The organism is Streptomyces sp. NPDC006326 (assembly GCF_040612915.1).
GTDB lineage: Bacteria > Actinomycetota > Actinomycetes > Streptomycetales > Streptomycetaceae > Streptomyces.
Genome location: NZ_JBEXRC010000028.1, coordinates 83,271 through 100,289, shown reverse-complemented (window position 1 = coordinate 100,289; position 17,019 = coordinate 83,271). Strand labels below are relative to the sequence as shown.

Genomic DNA, 17,019 nt, shown 5'->3' with positions numbered 1-17,019 from the left:
CGACGGCGGCCGCGGACGCGGCGGCCGCACCCGCACCCTGACCCTCCCACGGGGCGTCGGCCCCCCGCCCGGACCCGTGTCCGGGCGGGGGGGCCGACGCCGTACCCGCACAGGGGACAATGGCCCCATGAGTCTGTTCCGCGACGACGGCATCGTGCTGCGCACCCAGAAGCTGGGTGAGGCGGACCGCATCATCACGCTCCTCACCCGCGGCCACGGCAGGGTGCGCGCCGTCGCCCGCGGGGTCCGGCGCACGAAGTCGAAGTTCGGCGCCCGGCTGGAACCTTTCTCCCACGCCGATGTGCAGTTCTTCGCCCGCGGCAGCGAACTGGTCGGCCGCAGCCTCCCGCTGTGCACCCAGACAGAGATCATCGCCCCGTACGGCAACGGCATCGCCACCGACTACGCCCGCTACACCGCGGGCACCGCGATGCTGGAGACCGCCGAGCGCTTCACCGAGAACGAGGGCGAGCCCGCCGTACAGCAGTACCTGCTGCTCATCGGCGCCCTGCGCACGCTCTCGCGGGGGGAACACGAGCCGCACCTCATCCTCGACGCCTTCCTGCTGCGCTCGCTCGCCGTCAACGGCTACGCGCCCAGCTTCACGGACTGCGCGAAGTGCGGGATCCACGGCCCCAACCGCCACTTCTCCGTCGCCGCGGGCGGGGTCATATGCGGGGACTGCCGGGTGGCCGGCAGCGTCGTACCCTCGTCGGAGGCCATCGCCCTGCTCAGCGCCCTGCTGACGGGCGACTGGGGGCATGCGGACGCGTGCGAGGCGCGGTACGTGCGGGAGGGCAGCGGGCTCGTCTCCGCCTATTTGCACTGGCATCTGGAGCGCGGGCTACGCTCCCTGCGATACGTCGAGAAATAGGAGCTGGGCACATGGCACGACGCGGGATTCTGGGACGCTCTCGCCGGGAGTACAAGGTTCCCGAGCCGCACCCGTCCGGTGAGCGCCCGCCGAAGATCCCGAGCGAGCTCGTCCCGAACCACGTCGCGGTGGTCATGGACGGCAACGGCCGCTGGGCCAAGGAACGCGGGCTGCCGCGCACCGAGGGACACAAGGTCGGCGAGGGCGTCGTGCTGGACGTGCTCAAGGGCTGCCTGGAGATGGGCGTCAAGAACCTCTCCCTGTACGCCTTCTCGACGGAGAACTGGAAGCGCTCGCCCGACGAGGTCCGCTTCCTGATGAACTTCAACCGCGACGTCATCCGGCGCCGCCGCGACGAGATGAACGAGCTGGGCATCCGCATCCGCTGGGTCGGCCGCATGCCGAAGATGTGGAAGTCGGTCGTCCAGGAGCTCCAGGTCGCCCAGGAGCAGACCGTCGACAACGACGCGATGACGCTGTACTTCTGCGTGAACTACGGCGGCCGCGCGGAGATCGCGGATGCGGCGCAGGCGATCGCGCGCGACGTGGCCGCGGGCCGGCTGGACCCGTCGAAGGTCAACGAGAAGACCTTCGCGAAGTACATGTACTACCCGGACATGCCGGACGTGGACCTCTTCCTGCGCCCGAGCGGTGAGCAGCGCACGTCCAACTACCTGATCTGGCAGAGCGCGTACGCCGAGATGGTCTTCCAGGACGTGCTGTGGCCTGACTTCGACCGCCGCAACCTGTGGCAGGCCTGCCTGGAGTACGCCCAGCGCGACCGCCGCTTCGGCGGCGCCGTCCCGAACCAGCCGGTGGCCCCGGCCGGCTGAGCCCGCCCGCTAGGCTCTGCCGCCATGGACGTGCCGGAGGCCCCGGAGAACTCCGAGGCGGTGGAGCTGTACTACTGCACGGCCCGCAGTGACGTACGCGAGGTGCTGCGATGGCGTGCCGCCGGAGCCCCGGGGGCCCGCGGGCAGCTGCTGATCTGGCTACTGCTGCTCCCGCTGGCGGTGTGCGCGGCGATCGTGGTCCAGCACGGCCGGGAGACGGACCCGGCCGCGCTGGCCTTCGCGGCCGGGGCCGGGGTCTGCCTCGGCGGCGTCTTCCTGGCGCTGGACTGGTGGCGGACGGCGCGCCGGATGTACGCCTGGGCCTCGGAGTACCCCGAGTACCGCTGCACCGTCTCGGGGGCGGGGATGACGAGCCACCGGCCGGACGGGTCCACCGCCGCCACCGTGTGGCACCAACTGACCGGCTGGGCCGAGACCCGGGGTCTGTTCGTCTTCGAGTACCACGGGACCGGCGACCTGGCCTGGCTGCCCAAGCGGGGCGCCCTGACCCCCGCCGAACTGGAGCAGGTCCGGGGACTGATCGACCGGAACCTGCGCCGGCTGTAGCGGCCCTGGCCCGAGCCTGCTCAGGCCCTGGGAAACCCGAGCCTGCTCAGGCCCTAGGAAGCGGCGGCCGCGCAGTCCGCGCAGGTGCCGAAGATCTCCACCGTGTGGGCGACGTTCACATAGCCGTGCTCGGCGGCGATGGACTCCGCCCACTTCTCCACCGCCGGGCCCTCCACCTCGACGGCTTTGCCGCACTTGCGGCAGACCAGGTGGTGGTGGTGGTCCCCGGTGGAGCAGCGCCGGTACACCGATTCGCCGTCGCTGGTGCGCAGCACGTCGACCTCGCCCGCGTCGGCGAGGGACTGGAGGGTGCGGTACACGGTGGTCAGGCCCACGGAGTCACCGCGGTGCTTGAGCATGTCGTGCAGCTCCTGGGCGCTGCGGAACTCGTCCACCTCGTCCAGCGCCGCCGCCACGGCTGCCCGCTGCCGGGTGGATCGTCCTCGTACTGGCGCGGTATTCGTCTCGCCAGGCGCAGTCGCCACCGGTTCCTCCTCGTATCGGCCTCGGCCCATTGTGCCAGGAGGCCGTTCCTCCTAGACCTTCACATCATCGCGCGTGCAGACCGCTTCGGCGGTCCTCGCCGCGTCCGCCCGGCGCCGGGCCAGCGGCGTGGAGAGCGCCGTCATGACCATGAAGACGCCGATGGCCAGCAGGACGATGGTGGCGCCGGAGGGGACGTCGATGTAGTAGGTCGCGGCCGTTCCCGTCAGCGAGACGGTGAGGCTGATGGCGACGGCCAGTCCCAGCGTGGCGGCGAAACTGCGGGTCAGCCGCTGGGCGGCGGCGACCGGGATCACCATCATGGCGCTGACCAGGAGCAGCCCCACGATGCGCATGGCGACGGTGACGGTGATGGCCGCGGTGACCGCGATCAGCAGGTTCAGGAACCGCACCGGGAGCCCGGTGACGCGGGCGAACTCCTCGTCCTGGCAGACGGCGAACAGGTGCCGGCGCAGTCCGATGGTGACGGCGATGACGAACACCGCGAGGACCGCCATGGCGAGGACGTCCTCGTCCGAGACGGTGGTGATCGAGCCGAACATCGAGCTGAGCAGGTTCGTCGTGGAGCCGCCCGGAGCCAGGTTGATGATCATCACGCCGCCCGCGAGGCCGCCGTAGAAGAGCATGGCCAGGGCCACGTCGCCGCTGGTCCGGCCGCGGGAGCGGATCAGCTCCATGCCGACGGCGCCGACGACCGCGACCAGGGTGGCCATCCACACCGGGCTCGTGTTGAGCAGGAAGCCGAGCGCGACGCCGGTCATGGCGATGTGCCCGAGGCCGTCGCCCATGACCGCCTGGCGGCGCTGGACGAGGTACGTGCCGATCGCGGGCGCGGTGATGCCGACGAGGGCGGCGGCGATCAGGGCCCGCTGCATGAAGGCGTAGTCCAGGAGGTCCATCAGCTCAGCAGTCCCGTCCGGAGCGGCTCGGCGTCGTGCGCCGCGTGGGGGTGTACGTGGTCGTGGCCGGGCAGGGCGTGCTGGCCCACGGCCTGCGGGGGCGGGCCGTCGTGGACGACGCAGCCGTCGCGCAGGACGACCGCCCGGTCGATCAGCGGCTCCAGCGGGCCCAGCTCGTGCAGGACGAGCAGCACGGTCGAGCCGGCGGCGACCTGCTCGCGGACGGCGGTCGCGAGGACCTCCTGGTTGGCGAGGTCTACGCCGGCCATCGGCTCGTCCATGATCAGCAGTTCGGGCTCCACGGCGAGGGCCCGGGCGATCAGCACCCGCTGGTGCTGACCGCCGGAGAGGGCGTTGACCGAGGAGTCGGCGTACCCGCCCATGTCGACCAGGTCCAGTGCCCGCTCGACGGCGGCCTTGTCGGCCTTGCGCAGGATGCCGAAGCGGGAGCGGGCCAGGCGGCCGGAGGAGACGACCTCGCGGACCGTGGCGGGGACTCCGCTGGCCGCGGTGGTGCGCTGCGGGACGTACCCGATGCGGGACCACTCCCGGAAACGGGCGAAGTCGGTGCCGAACAGGGACAGTGCGCCGTCGGACAGCGGCACCTGGCCGACGACGGCGCGCACGGCCGTCGACTTGCCGGAGCCGTTGGCGCCGAGCAGGGCGACGACCTCGCCGCGGTGGACGGTGAGGTCGACCCCGCGCAGCACGGGGCGCGAGCCGAGCGAGGCCGTGGCCCCGCGCAGGGATATGACGGGCTGGTCCGGGGCCTGTGCGGGCGTGGACTGCATGGCGCGCGCCTCCGTTGCTGCTACTGCCATTACTTGGTACCCAGTGCCTTCTGCAGGTTCTTCAGGTTGGACCGCATGACCGCGAAGTAGTCGGCGCCCTGGGACGAATCGGTGATTCCCTCAAGGGGGTCGAGGACGTCGGTCTTCAGGCCGGTGTCGGCGGCGAGGGACTTGGCGGTCTTGTCACTGGCCAGGGTCTCGAAGAAGACGGTGGAGACGTTGTCCTTCTTGGCGAGGGCCTGGAGTTCCTTCATCCGCGCCGGGCTCGGCTCGGACTCGGGGTCGACGCCCGAGATCCCCTCCTGGTCGAGGCCGTAGCGCTCGGCGAGGTAGCCGAAGGCGGAGTGGGTGGTGATGAAGGTCTTGGAGGCGCTGTTCCCCAGGCCGTCCTTGAACTCCGTGTCGAGGGCGGTCAGCTTGCCGGTCAGCTCGTCGGTGTTCTTGCGGTAGTCGGCCGCGTGGGCGGGGTCGGCCTTCTCCAGGGCCGCGCCGACGCCCTTGGCGATCTCGGCGTACTTGGCCGGGTCGAGCCAGACGTGCGGGTCCGCGCCGGCCTCGCCGTGGTCGTGGTCGTGGCCGGAGGGCTCGCCCTCCTGTGCGTGCTCGTGTCCCTCGTGGCCCGCGCCTGCGTGGACCTCCAGCTCGGTGAGGGTGGCGGCGTCGACGGTGTTCTTGACGCCGGACTGGGCGACGGCCTTGTCCACGGCGGGCTGGAGGCCCTTGAGGTAGACGACCAGATCGGAGGCGCCGAGCTGTCCGGTCTGCTTCGGGGTGATCTCCAGATCGTGCGGTTCGACGCCCGGCTTGGTCAGCGAGGTGACCTTCACATGCTCCTTGCCGATCTGTTCGGCGAGGAACTGCATCGGGTAGAACGACGCCGTGACGTGCAGTTTTCCGTCCTCGTCGGCGCCGGGGGCGGAGGCTCCGGAGCAGGCGGTCAGGGCCGTCGCGCCCAGGGCGACGGCTCCGGTGAGGGCGGCTGCGGATATGAGGCGTCGTGCGTTCATGACATCCATTTTCATCAAAGATGGAAACCGTTGTCAAAAACGCAGGTGGGGGGCCCGCTCGGGCGGCCGAGGAGGGATCGTTGAAGGGGAGCCCGATTTGAAAGGGGGGGTGCGGGCGCCGGTAACCTTAAGACTTCGCCGTTCGTCCTCGTAATGAAGAGAGCACCGTGGCCGCCGACAAGATCGAAACCATCGTCAGCCTGAGCAAGCGCCGTGGCTTCGTTTTCCCGTGCAGTGAGATCTACGGCGGCTCCAGGGCTGCCTGGGACTACGGCCCGCTCGGTGTCGAGCTCAAGGAGAACATCAAGCGCCAGTGGTGGAAGGCCATGGTCACCGGCCGCGAGGACATCGTCGGCATCGACTCCTCCGTGATCCTGGCCCCCGAGGTCTGGGTGGCCTCCGGTCACGTCGCGACCTTCTCCGACCCGCTGACCGAGTGCACCTCCTGTCACAAGCGTCACCGTGCGGACCACCTGGAAGAGGCGTACGAGGCCAAGCACGGCCGCCTGCCCGCCAACGGCCTCGCCGACATCAACTGCCCCAACTGCGGCGTGAAGGGCCAGTTCACCGAGCCGAAGCAGTTCTCCGGCATGCTGGAGACCCACCTCGGCCCGACCCAGGACACCGGCTCCAAGGCGTACCTGCGCCCCGAGACCGCCCAGGGCATCTTCACCAACTTCGCCCAGGTCCAGACCACCTCGCGCAAGAAGCCCCCGTTCGGCATCGCGCAGATGGGCAAGTCCTTCCGCAACGAGATCACCCCCGGCAACTTCATCTTCCGCACCCGTGAGTTCGAGCAGATGGAGATGGAGTTCTTCGTCAAGCCGGGCGAGGACGAGCAGTGGCAGGAGTACTGGATGCAGGAGCGGTGGAACTGGTACCGCGACCTCGGCATCCGCGAGGAGAACATCCGCTGGTACGAGCACCCGAAGGAGAAGCTGTCCCACTACTCGAAGCGCACCGCCGACATCGAGTACCGCTTCAACTTCGGCGGCAACGAGTTCTCCGAGCTCGAAGGCGTGGCCAACCGCACCGACTTCGACCTCAAGGCCCACTCCGCCGCCTCCGGCCAGGACCTCACCTTCTTCGACCAGGAAGCCGGTGAGCGCTACACCCCGTACGTCATCGAGCCGGCGGCCGGTGTCAACCGCGCCATGCTCGCCTTCATGCTCGACGCGTACAACGAGGACGAGGCCCCGAACGCCAAGGGCGTCATGGAGAAGCGCACCGTGATGCGCCTCGACCCGCGCCTGGCCCCGATCAAGGTCGCCGTCCTGCCGCTGTCCCGCAACGCGCAGCTGTCGCCGAAGGCCAAGGGCCTCGCCGCCGACCTGCGCAAGAACTGGAACATCGAGTTCGACGACGCGGGCGCCATCGGCCGCCGCTACCGCCGCCAGGACGAGATCGGTACGCCGTTCTGCGTCACCGTCGACTTCGACACCCTGGACGACAACGCGGTGACCGTGCGCGAGCGCGACACCATGAAGCAGGAGCGCGTCTCCCTGGACCAGATCCAGAGCTACCTCGGCAGCCGCCTGCTCGGCTGCTAGGTCACGCTGGAAGACCGGTGGCCCGGTGCGCGATCCGCGCACCGGGCCACCGGTCTTTGTCCGTACGGACTGTCCGGGTGGTCAGGCCGCGGACCCCGTGGCCTGCTCAGCCGCTGCGGCCGCCGCGGCGGCCCGCTTCTCGCCCTCCGCCTTGGTGCGCTTGACGAAGCGGACCGTCCACAGGGCCAGGCCGCCGAGCGTCCCGTAGATCATGAACGGGCTGAGGGTCACCATGGTGGAGGTGTCCAGGACGTACGACAGGACGATCCGGACCGCCGCCTCGATGAGGTAGAACACGCCCCAGACCAGGGTCATGCGGCGCTGGGCGTTGCGGAAGCCCTCGAACCGCCACAGGTCGTTGTAGTACGCCACACCCGCCGGGGTGCCGTCCGTGCCGAACTTCCGGCCGAAGTAGAACATCAGCGGACGCGGCGCGAGCAGCGTCGCCAGGCACAGGACCCCGAACAGGCCGGTGACGGCGGAGTCCTTGACCAGCAGGGCCTGAGTGGACTGGGCGCCGACGAGGGAGACCACGGCGGTGATCACCAGGAACACCAGGGTGACGATGGCGAACTCGTCGAGCTTGCGCCGCCAGGCCACCATGACAGCGCTGTCCAGTACCGGCCAGGCGCCGCTGGCCAGCAGCGCCGAGGCCTCGCTCCAGCCGTGGTCGTCGACGAGGGTGTTGTAGGTGACGATCGGTGCCACCACGTTGAGCGCGATGGTCAGGATCAAGCCGATCGCGGCGGCGCCACCCGAACGGGCCGGAGGCGTGGACGGCGTTGCCTGAGTTGCTGGAGCGGACAAGGTTCCCCCTGGAACGTGCCTGATGAAGTGCGGTAGGGGGACCGTATGGAACTTGACGGGTTACGGACAAGCCGACCACGCACAAAATGATCATCAAGCTGTGCGGAGTGGCTGCTTCCGGACAGTGCGGCCCTGATCAGGCGCGCAGGCCCCGGATGACCAGTCCGGTGACCGCCTCGAACTCCGCGACGATCGTGGGTGATTGCCAGTCCGCCGCGTACTGCGGATCGTGGAAGCGGCCGGTGGCGTCGAACACCGCGCGGGCGGCGGCCCGCACATCGGGCGCGGCGAGCGAGCCCGCCTCGACACCCTCTCCGATGATCCGGGCCAACTGGTCGATCAGCGCGCTCAGGTGCTGGTCCACCACCCCGCTGTTCTCGGCGAGCAGCACCGTGTACGTCGCGAACAGTTCCGGGTCGTCACCCGCCTTGTGGCGCTTGGCGTCGAAGAGAGCCTCCAGCCACGCTTCGAGCTTGGAGGGAGCCGGCTCGGCGGGCGCCGAGGCGATCTCCTCCAGGCGGTCGACGCTCTTGGCGAGCCAGCGGTCCGTGACGGCCTCGCGCAGCGCCGACTTCGACGGGAAGTGCCGGTACACGCTGCCGTGGCTGACGCCCAGGGCCCGCGCCACGTCCACCACGGTCGCCTTGGTCGGGCCGTAGCGGCGCAGCACGTCCTCGGTGGTTTCGAGGATGCGCTCGGGGGTCAGGGGCTCGGCGGCAGCGGGGGGCATGGGTATGACCGTACCGCCAGCTCAGTGCTCGCTGTCGAGGTGGGCCATCTGCGCCGCCGGGTACCGCTCGCCGGCCGCCGCTCCCGCCGGGACCGCCGCCTCGATGGCGCCCAGATCGGCCGGGCTGAGCTCCACCTCCATGGCACCGAGTGCCTCCGCGAGCCGGTCCCGCCGCCGGGCACCCACCAGCGGCACGATGTCCTCGCCCTGGGCGAGCACCCACGCGATGGCGGTCTGGGCGACGGACATCCCCTTCTCCTCCGCCACCTTGCGCAGGGCGTCGACCAGGTCCAGGTTCCGCTGGAGGTTCTCGCCCTGGAAGCGGGGGCTCATGCCGCGGAAGTCACCCGGGGCCAGCTCCCGGTCCCGCCCGAAGTGGCCGCTGATCAGGCCGCGGGACAGCACCCCGTACGCCGTGATGCCTATGCCGAGCTCACGGGCGGTCGGCAGGATCTCCGCCTCGATGCCGCGGGAGACGAGGGAGTACTCGATCTGCAGATCCGCGATCGGCGCCACGGCCGCGGCCCGGCGCAGGGTGTCGGCGCCGACCTCGGAGAGGCCGATGTGCCGCACGTGCCCGGCCTGCACGGCCTCGGCGATGGTTCCGACGGTCTCCTCGATCGGGACGGCCGGGTCCACCCGGGCGATCCGGTAGATGTCGATGTGGTCGCGCCCGAGCCGCTGGAGCGAGTAGGCCAGGAAGTTCCTGACGGCCTCCGGCCGCCCGTCATAGCCGGTGAAGCCGCCCTCGACCGTCCGCAGCGCACCGAACTTCACGCTGGTCAGGGCCTGCTCGCGGGCGGCGGCCGGTGCGGTGCGCAGGGCTTCGGCGATGAGGAGCTCGTTGTGCCCCATGCCGTAGAAGTCGCCGGTGTCGAGCAGGGTGACCCCGGCGTCCAGGGCGGCGTGGAGGGTGGCGATGGATTCGGCCCGGTCGGTCTCCCCGTAGAGCGCGGACATGCCCATGCAGCCCAGCCCCAGCGGGAAGACGGAGGGGCCGGTGGACCCGAGGGTGCGGGTGGGTCGGCCGGCGGTGGTCGCTTCTGCGTTCACGTTCGTGGTCATGGAACGAGAATGGCATGACCGATGACAGATTTCAATATCTGTCACTCGATAGTGCGGAGCCGCCCCGCGAAGCCAGGGAAACGGCGGGGACCGGAACGGCAGGGGGGCCCTGCGTGGGGTGGTCAGCGGCGGTGGCCGGCCCGCGGGTCCACCGGCGCACGCTCCAGCGCGCGGGCCGCGCGCCGGGCGGTCCCGCTCGCCCAGCGCCCGCTCGTCACGGCGCCCACCAGCAGCACGAGCAGCCCGCAGACCGTGACGATCCACCAGGCGGGCCGGGCCGCGGCGACGAAGTCCGCGCCGCCCGCGGTGCCGGCCGCCAGCACCGCGCCGATCACGGCCACGCCCAGGGTGCCGCCGGTCTGCCGGCTGGTGGAGGCGACGGCCGCCGCGACGCCCGCCTGCGCCCGCGGCATCCCCGAGACGGCCGTGTTGGTGATGGGCGCGTTCACCATGCCGAAGCCCAGCCCGAAGAGCACGTAACCGGTGAAGAGCAGCGGGGTCGAGCTCTCGGCGGAGAAGGCCGCGAACAGCAGCCCGCTCGCCGCCATCGCCGTCCCGGCGACCAGCAGCGGCAGCCGCGGCCCCCGGCTGCCGACGAGCCGCCCGGACAGCGGCGCGAAGACGAGGGTCAGCGCCGCCATCGGCAGCATGTAGAGCCCGGCGTGCAGGGCGTCGAGCCCTCGCACGTCCTGGAGGTAGAGGGTGTTCAGGAAGAGGAACCCGGCCAGCGCGGCGAAGGCGCTGACCGCGATCAGCGTGGCCCCGCTGAAGGGCGCGCTCCGGAAGAACCGCGGGTCGATCAGCGGCTCGGCCCGCCGCGGCTCGTACACCAGCAGCGCCGCCAGCGAGGCGACGGCCAGGGCCGTGCAGCCCAGGATCAGCGGTGAGCTCCACCCGGCACTCGGGGCCTCGATGATCCCGTACGTCACCGACCCGAGCAGCGCCATCACCAGCAGCTGCCCCACCGGATCCGGCCGGCGCGGGTGCGCCGCCCTCGACTCGGGGACGAAGCGCAGGGTCAGCGCCAGGGCGAGCAGCCCGACCGGAAGGTTCACCCAGAACACCGACCGCCACCCGACCGATTCGACCAGCAGGCCGCCGATCAGCGGCCCCGCGGCCATGGAGATGCCGACCACGCCGCCCCAGACGCCGATGGCCCGCGCCCGCTCGCGCGGTTCCGTGAAGGTGTTGGTGATGATCGACATGGCGACCGGGTTGAGCATCGAGCCGCCGACGGCCTGGACCGTGCGGAAGGCGATGAGCCAGTGCAGACCGGGCGCGAGCGAGCACAGCAGCGAGCCGGCCGTGAAGAGCACCAGCCCCACCGTGAAGACGCGGCGCCGGCCGATCCGGTCCGCGGTGGAGCCCGCCAGCATCAGCAGCGAGGCCAGGACCAGCGTGTACGCGTCGATGGTCCACTGCATCCCGGCGACCGAGGCGCCCAGCTCGCGGCGCATCGAGGGCAGTGCGACGTTCAGGACGGTGGTGTCCAGGCTGACGAGGAGCAGGCTCATGCAGCAGATCGCCAGGATCAGCATCCTCCGCCGGGCACTCAACTCGACCATGCTTCCGATAGTACGGCTAACTAAAGAAATGCGGGATCCCGTGAGGCTGCGCGACAATGGGGGGATGACCACGCTCCCCCCGCCGCTCGCGATCGGCCCGCACACCGTGCAGCCCCCGGTGGTGCTCGCCCCCATGGCCGGTATCACCAACGCCCCGTTCCGCACCCTCTGCCGCGAGTTCAGCGGCGGCAAGGGGCTGTTCGTGAGCGAGATGATCACGACCCGCGCGCTGGTCGAGCGCAACGAGAAGACCATGCAGCTGATCCACTTCGACGCGACCGAGAAGCCGCGCTCGATCCAGCTGTACGGAGTCGACCCGGCGACGGTGGGCAAGGCGGTCCGCATGATCGTCGAGGAGGACCGCGCCGACCACATCGACCTCAACTTCGGCTGCCCGGTCCCCAAGGTGACCCGCAAGGGCGGCGGCTCGGCGCTCCCCTACAAGCGGAACCTGCTGCGGGCCATCCTGCGCGAGGCCGTCGCGGGCGCCGGCGACCTGCCGGTGACCATGAAGATGCGCAAGGGCATCAACGACGACCACCTCACCTACCTCGACGCGGGCCGGATCGCCGTCGAGGAGGGCGTCACCGCCATCGCCCTGCACGGCCGTACGACCGCCCAGCACTACGGCGGCACCGCCGACTGGGACGCCATCGCGCGGCTCAAGGAGCACGTCCCCGAGATCCCGGTCCTCGGCAACGGGGACATCTGGTGCGCCGAGGACGCGCTGCGCATGGTCCGCGAGACCGGCTGCGACGGCGTGGTCGTGGGCCGCGGCTGCCTCGGCCGCCCGTGGCTGTTCAACGACCTGGTGGCGGCCTTCGAGGGGCGCCCCGAGGACTTCCACAAGCCCACGCTGCGCGAGGTCGCCGGCACCATGCACCGGCACGCCGAGCTCCTCGGCGAGTGGATCGGCGACGAGGCGCGCGGGGTGATCGACTTCCGTAAGCACGTGGCCTGGTACCTCAAGGGCTTCTCGGTGGGTTCGGAGATGCGCAAGAAGCTCGCGGTCACCTCCTCCCTGGCCGAGCTGGATGCTCATCTGAGCGAGCTCGACCTGGACCAGCCGTGGCCCGACAGCGCGGACGGCCCGCGCGGCCGGACGTCCGGAAACAACCGGGTTGTCCTCCCGGACGGCTGGCTGAAGGATCCCTACGACTGCGCCGGGGTGAGTGAAGACGCGGAACTGGACACGTCCGGAGGCTGAGAAACAGCTGACAAATTATGCCGTCGGCGGCGTGACATACGCCACGCATGGGTGGGGTTGCGCTCACATGAGCGCGAAAGTCACGGGTAAGACTTCCAAAGGGTGGCACTGGGTGCCACCCTTTGTTTGTTCACTACTTGAACGCAAATGTATCGATGATCGCTCATCCGAGCGTAAACAAGCCTCAGGAGCCCCCTCATCCTTCGGGACGTGAACGCTCTTCGTAGGTTTCAGCTACCCATCAGTCACTTTCGATCTGCTGGCGCACGAGTGGTTACAGCCGCATGACGACCAAGTGGACGTACCCAGAAGCCTTCGATCTGGGTATGTTCCTGGCCGTCAGGGCAGCCACCGAGTCCTCGAGGAGTCGAGACCCGTGTCGGAAAACAAAGAGCAGAAGTTCGTCTACGACTTCACCGAGGGAAACCGCGACCTCAAGGACCTTCTCGGCGGCAAGGGGGCCAACCTCGCCGAGATGACCAACCTGGGTCTCCCGGTCCCTCCCGGCTTCACCATCACCACCGAGGCCTGCAAGGTCTACCTGGAGAGCGGTGAGGCCCCGGCCGCGCTGCGCGACGAGGTCAGCGCCCACCTCGCCGCCCTTGAGGCCAAGATGGGCAAGAAGCTCGGCCAGTCGGACGACCCGCTGCTGGTCTCCGTGCGCTCCGGCGCCAAGTTCTCGATGCCGGGCATGATGGACACGGTCCTCAACATCGGCCTCTCCGACGAGTCCGTGACCGGCCTCGCCTCCCAGGCCGGTGACGAGCGCTTCGCGTGGGACTCGTACCGCCGCCTGATCCAGATGTTCGGCAAGACCGTCCTCGGCGTCGAGGGCGAGCTCTTCGAGGACGCCCTCGACGAGGCCAAGGCCGCCAAGAAGGTCACCGTCGACACCGACCTCGACGCCGCCGACCTGAAGAAGCTCGTCAAGGTCTTCAAGAAGATCGTCGCGAAGGAGGCCGGCCGCGAGTTCCCGCAGGACGCCCGCGAGCAGATGGACCTCGCCGTCGAGGCGGTCTTCAACTCCTGGAACACCGACCGCGCCAAGCTCTACCGCCGCCAGGAGCGCATCCCGGGCGACCTGGGCACCGCGGTCAACATCTGCTCCATGGTCTTCGGCAACCTCGGCCCCGACTCCGGCACCGGCGTCGCGTTCACCCGCGACCCCGCCAGCGGCCACCAGGGCGTCTACGGCGACTACCTCCAGAACGCCCAGGGCGAGGACGTCGTCGCGGGCATCCGCAACACCGTCCCGCTCGCGGACCTGGAGGCCATCGACAAGGCCTCGTACGACCAGCTCATGACGATCATGGAGACGCTGGAGACCCACTACAAGGACCTCTGCGACATCGAGTTCACGATCGAGCGCGGCCAGCTGTGGATGCTGCAGACGCGCGTGGGCAAGCGCACCGCCGGCGCCGCCTTCCGCATCGCCACCCAGCTCGTCGACCAGGGCCTGATCGACGAGGCCGAGGCCCTCCAGCGCGTCACCGGCCACCAGCTCGCGCAGCTGATGTTCCCGCGCTTCGACGAGAGCGCGCAGACCGAGCTGCTCGGCCGCGGCATCGCCGCCTCCCCGGGCGCGGCGGTCGGCAAGGCCGTCTTCGACTCCTACACGGCCGTCAAGTGGTCCCGCTCCGGCGAGAAGGTCATCCTGATCCGCCGCGAGACCAACCCGGACGACCTGGACGGCATGATCGCCGCCGAGGGCATCCTGACCTCGCGCGGCGGCAAGACCTCCCACGCGGCGGTCGTGGCCCGCGGCATGGGCAAGACCTGTGTGTGCGGCGCCGAGGACCTGGAGGTCGACACCAAGCGCCGCCGGATGACGGTCGGCGGCACGGTGATCGAGGAAGGCGACGTCGTCTCCATCGACGGCTCCACCGGCAAGGTCTACCTCGGTGAGGTACCCGTCGTACCCTCGCCGGTCGTCGAGTACTTCGAGGGCCGGATGCACGCCGGCGCCGACGACGCCGACGAGCTGGTCGCCGCCGTCCACCGGATCATGGCCTACGCGGACCGCGTCCGCCGGCTGCGCGTGCGGGCCAACGCCGACAACGCCGAGGACGCCTCGCGCGCCCGCCGCTTCGGTGCCCAGGGCATCGGCCTGTGCCGCACCGAGCACATGTTCCTCGGTGAGCGCCGCGAGATGGTCGAGCGCCTGATCCTCGCCGACACCGACTCCGAGCGCGAAGAGGCACTCAGTGCCCTCCTCCCGCTGCAGAAGAAGGACTTCGTCGAGCTCTTCGAGGCGATGGACGGCCTGCCGGTCACCGTCCGGCTCCTCGACCCGCCGCTGCACGAGTTCCTGCCCGACATCACCGAGCTGTCGGTGCGCGTCGCCCTCGCCGAGTCCCGCAAGGACGCCAACGAGAACGACCTGCGCCTGCTCCAGGCCGTGCACAAGCTGCACGAGCAGAACCCGATGCTGGGTCTGCGCGGTGTTCGCCTCGGCCTGGTCATCCCCGGTCTGTTCGCCATGCAGGTCCGGGCGATCGCCGAGGCCGCGGCCGAGCGCAAGAACGCCAAGGGCGACCCCCGCGCCGAGATCATGATCCCGCTCGTGGGCACCGTCCAGGAGCTGGAGATCGTCCGCGAGGAGGCCGACGCGGTCATCGCCGAGGTCGAGGCCGCCACCGGCACCAGCCTCAAGCTGACCATCGGCACCATGATCGAGCTGCCGCGCGCCGCCCTGACGGCCGGGCAGATCGCCGAGGCCGCGCAGTTCTTCTCCTTCGGCACGAACGACCTGACCCAGACGGTGTGGGGCTTCTCCCGCGACGACGTCGAGGCCAGCTTCTTCACCGCGTACCTGGAGAAGGGCATCTTCGGTGTCTCGCCCTTCGAGACCATCGACAAGGACGGCGTCGGCTCCCTGGTCCGCAGCGCGGTCCAGGCCGGCCGGGCCACCCGCCCCGACCTCAAGCTCGGCGTCTGCGGCGAGCACGGCGGTGACCCCGAGTCCGTCCACTTCTTCCACGAGGTAGGCCTCGACTACGTCTCCTGCTCGCCGTTCCGGATTCCGGTGGCGCGCCTGGAGGCCGGCCGTGCCGCCGCCGAGGCGAAGGGCAGCGACAGCCGCTGACCCCCCGCGGCCCTTGCCGGGCCGCCCCGTGACCGCGCCTGCCTTCGGGTTCCCTGACCCCCGTGGGCAGGCGCGTCCAATTTTTTCCTCTTCAACAAAGTTGCTTACGCCAGCAGGCGGTGGACGGATCCCCACCCGTCCACCGCCTGCTGTCAATCCGCCAGGCACGTCGGCGCTTCCCGGTGCGACCGACCGCCAGGCCCCGCAAAGCCCCCCACGGCCTTCACGGAGCGTTTCGGTCGCACTGGAGTGTGCCTGGCGGAGTACAGGATTTCGGTTGTCACGCCCCTGCCGAAAGGGGTTTCAACTGTGGCTGAAAGGGCGTGGTGACGTCGTGTGACGGCATGCATACTCATGGGGCGGGGGGATTGCGGTTGCACAGGTGGGGGTTCGGTGCTGCGTATCCATTTCACTGGAGTGGACCTGGCACGCGTACGGATGGCAGGGCGTCCCGATGCGTTGTGGGAAACGATTCTGAGTTTTCACCGCTTAAGAGACCGGCGTGACCCCCGGTTCTTCGGTGAATGGCGAACAGAAGCCCGCAGCAGGTTGAATGGTGAAACACGCTTGCTCGGCGCGCTCATACCGAGTCGCGGCTATTTCCCCGATTTCCTGACCCCTGTGGAGGGGCAGTACGGGTGGGACGTGGGCCTCGACGCCCTGCGCGCCATCCGCCCCGAGCGGATCCGGCGCGAGCTCGCCCTGATGGGGGCGGGCACGGGCGTGGGCGACGCCTTCGGCATGCCCTCGGGTCCGAGCGGCCGGGTCGACGCACCCGTCCCGCGGCGCCTGCGGGAGTTCATGGACGGCGGCACCAAGCACGTGCCCCGGCTGCTGGGGGAGCTGCGCGGCTACCACCGGGCGGCCGTGGCCCCGTACTGGACCCACATCCAGGCCCAGATCGAGGCCGAACGCGCCGCCCGCGGCCGGGCCCTGCTCGACGGCGGCGCCGACGAGCTGCTGGCCTCGCTGCCGCCCATGCTGCGCTGGCGAGCCCCGGTCCTGGAGTGCGACTACCCCGTGGACCGCGATGTGCGGCTGCGCGGGCGCGGCCTGCTGCTCCAGCCGTCGTTCTTCTGCCGGCGCACGGCGGTGACGCTGCACGACCCCGAGCTGCCGCCCGTGCTGGTCTATCCGGCGGCGGCGCAGCTGGCCTCCGCGCCTGCCGGTGGCGAATCGATTCGGCCCCTGGAGGAGCAGCGTCAGCGCACCCTCGGCAAGCTCGTCGGGCACACCCGCTCCGTGGTGCTGCGGGCCATCGGCGACGGCGCCACCACCAGCGAGCTCGCCCGCCGGGCCGGCGTCTCCCTGGCCTCCGCGAGCCAGCACGCCTGCGTCATGCGCGAAGCCGGGCTGGTGACCACCCTGCGCCGCGGCAACGCCGTCCTGCACACGGTGACCCCGCTCGGCGCGGCCCTGCTCAAGGGCGGCGCGGTGGCTTCCTAGCCGGCCCGTCCCCACAGGCGCCGCGAGGGCCCCGGACCGCTCCCGCGGTCCGGGGCGCCCCCGTACCGTGGTGACGTACTCGGGGACTT

General features: G+C 70.3%; 15 protein-coding genes. 7 read left to right on the top strand and 8 right to left on the bottom strand.

Features of this window, described 5'->3' with window-relative positions:
• Positions 1-127: 127 nt before the first annotated feature.
• The 3 genes from recO to ABZ128_RS22015 are packed head-to-tail and all read left to right on the top strand — an operon-like array spanning position 128 to position 2,274.
• On the top strand, positions 128-874 hold the full coding sequence (gene recO, locus ABZ128_RS22025; RefSeq protein WP_356850466.1) for a DNA repair protein RecO: 747 nt from the start codon (positions 128-130) through the stop codon (positions 872-874).
• Between the two features lie 11 nt (positions 875-885).
• Positions 886-1,707, top strand: a complete 822-nt coding sequence (locus ABZ128_RS22020) for an isoprenyl transferase (RefSeq protein WP_356850465.1) — start codon at positions 886-888, stop codon at positions 1,705-1,707.
• A 24-nt stretch (positions 1,708-1,731) separates the two neighbouring features.
• Positions 1,732-2,274, top strand: a complete 543-nt coding sequence (locus ABZ128_RS22015; RefSeq protein ID WP_356850464.1) for a YcxB family protein — start codon at positions 1,732-1,734, stop codon at positions 2,272-2,274.
• Positions 2,275-2,327: 53 nt separating this feature from the next.
• Here ABZ128_RS22015 and ABZ128_RS22010 read toward each other — a convergent pair whose 3' ends face one another.
• Genes ABZ128_RS22010 through ABZ128_RS21995 form a run of 4 tightly spaced genes read right to left on the bottom strand, consistent with a single transcriptional unit; the run spans position 2,328 to position 5,475 of the window.
• Complete coding sequence (locus ABZ128_RS22010) at positions 2,328-2,759, bottom strand: transcriptional repressor (protein WP_356850463.1); 432 nt, start codon at positions 2,757-2,759, stop codon at positions 2,328-2,330.
• A gap of 51 nt (positions 2,760-2,810) precedes the next feature.
• Positions 2,811-3,677 carry a metal ABC transporter permease gene (locus ABZ128_RS22005; protein WP_356850462.1) on the bottom strand — a complete coding sequence of 289 codons (867 nt, stop codon included), beginning with the start codon at positions 3,675-3,677 and terminating at the stop codon, positions 2,811-2,813.
• Positions 3,677-4,468 carry a metal ABC transporter ATP-binding protein gene (locus ABZ128_RS22000; protein ID WP_356850472.1) on the bottom strand — a complete coding sequence of 264 codons (792 nt, stop codon included), beginning with the start codon at positions 4,466-4,468 and terminating at the stop codon, positions 3,677-3,679. Before ABZ128_RS22000 ends, ABZ128_RS22005 begins: the two co-directional genes overlap by 1 nt.
• Before the next feature lie 29 nt (positions 4,469-4,497).
• Complete coding sequence (locus ABZ128_RS21995) at positions 4,498-5,475, bottom strand: metal ABC transporter substrate-binding protein (protein ID WP_356850461.1); 978 nt, start codon at positions 5,473-5,475, stop codon at positions 4,498-4,500.
• Positions 5,476-5,642: 167 nt separating this feature from the next.
• Here ABZ128_RS21995 and ABZ128_RS21990 point away from each other — a divergent pair, with 167 nt between their 5' ends.
• Positions 5,643-7,025: a glycine--tRNA ligase gene (locus ABZ128_RS21990; RefSeq protein ID WP_356850460.1), complete on the top strand. Its 1,383-nt coding sequence runs from the start codon at positions 5,643-5,645 to the stop codon at positions 7,023-7,025.
• 81 nt (positions 7,026-7,106) lie between these two features.
• Here the strand turns inward: ABZ128_RS21990 and ABZ128_RS21985 are convergent, their stop codons facing one another.
• The 4 genes from ABZ128_RS21985 to ABZ128_RS21970 all read right to left on the bottom strand — a co-directional run bounded on the left by ABZ128_RS21985 (position 7,107) and on the right by ABZ128_RS21970 (position 11,192).
• Positions 7,107-7,760: a VC0807 family protein gene (locus ABZ128_RS21985; RefSeq protein ID WP_356850459.1), complete on the bottom strand. Its 654-nt coding sequence runs from the start codon at positions 7,758-7,760 to the stop codon at positions 7,107-7,109.
• Positions 7,761-7,968: 208 nt separating this feature from the next.
• Entirely contained in the window at positions 7,969-8,562 is a 594-nt protein-coding gene (locus tag ABZ128_RS21980; protein WP_356850458.1) for a TetR family transcriptional regulator, read from the bottom strand.
• A gap of 21 nt (positions 8,563-8,583) precedes the next feature.
• On the bottom strand, positions 8,584-9,627 hold the full coding sequence (locus ABZ128_RS21975; protein ID WP_356850457.1) for an aldo/keto reductase: 1,044 nt from the start codon (positions 9,625-9,627) through the stop codon (positions 8,584-8,586).
• Between the two features lie 122 nt (positions 9,628-9,749).
• Complete coding sequence (locus tag ABZ128_RS21970; RefSeq protein WP_356850456.1) at positions 9,750-11,192, bottom strand: MFS transporter; 1,443 nt, start codon at positions 11,190-11,192, stop codon at positions 9,750-9,752.
• Between the two features lie 64 nt (positions 11,193-11,256).
• Between ABZ128_RS21970 and dusB the strand changes: the two genes are divergently transcribed.
• From dusB to ABZ128_RS21955, 3 genes are all read left to right on the top strand, one after another.
• Positions 11,257-12,399: a tRNA dihydrouridine synthase DusB gene (dusB, locus tag ABZ128_RS21965; protein WP_356850455.1), complete on the top strand. Its 1,143-nt coding sequence runs from the start codon at positions 11,257-11,259 to the stop codon at positions 12,397-12,399.
• 376 nt (positions 12,400-12,775) lie between these two features.
• Entirely contained in the window at positions 12,776-15,484 is a 2,709-nt protein-coding gene (ppdK, locus tag ABZ128_RS21960; RefSeq protein WP_356850454.1) for a pyruvate, phosphate dikinase, read from the top strand.
• A gap of 393 nt (positions 15,485-15,877) precedes the next feature.
• Positions 15,878-16,930: a winged helix-turn-helix domain-containing protein gene (locus ABZ128_RS21955; protein ID WP_356850453.1), complete on the top strand. Its 1,053-nt coding sequence runs from the start codon at positions 15,878-15,880 to the stop codon at positions 16,928-16,930.
• The last annotated feature ends 89 nt before the right edge of the window (positions 16,931-17,019 follow it).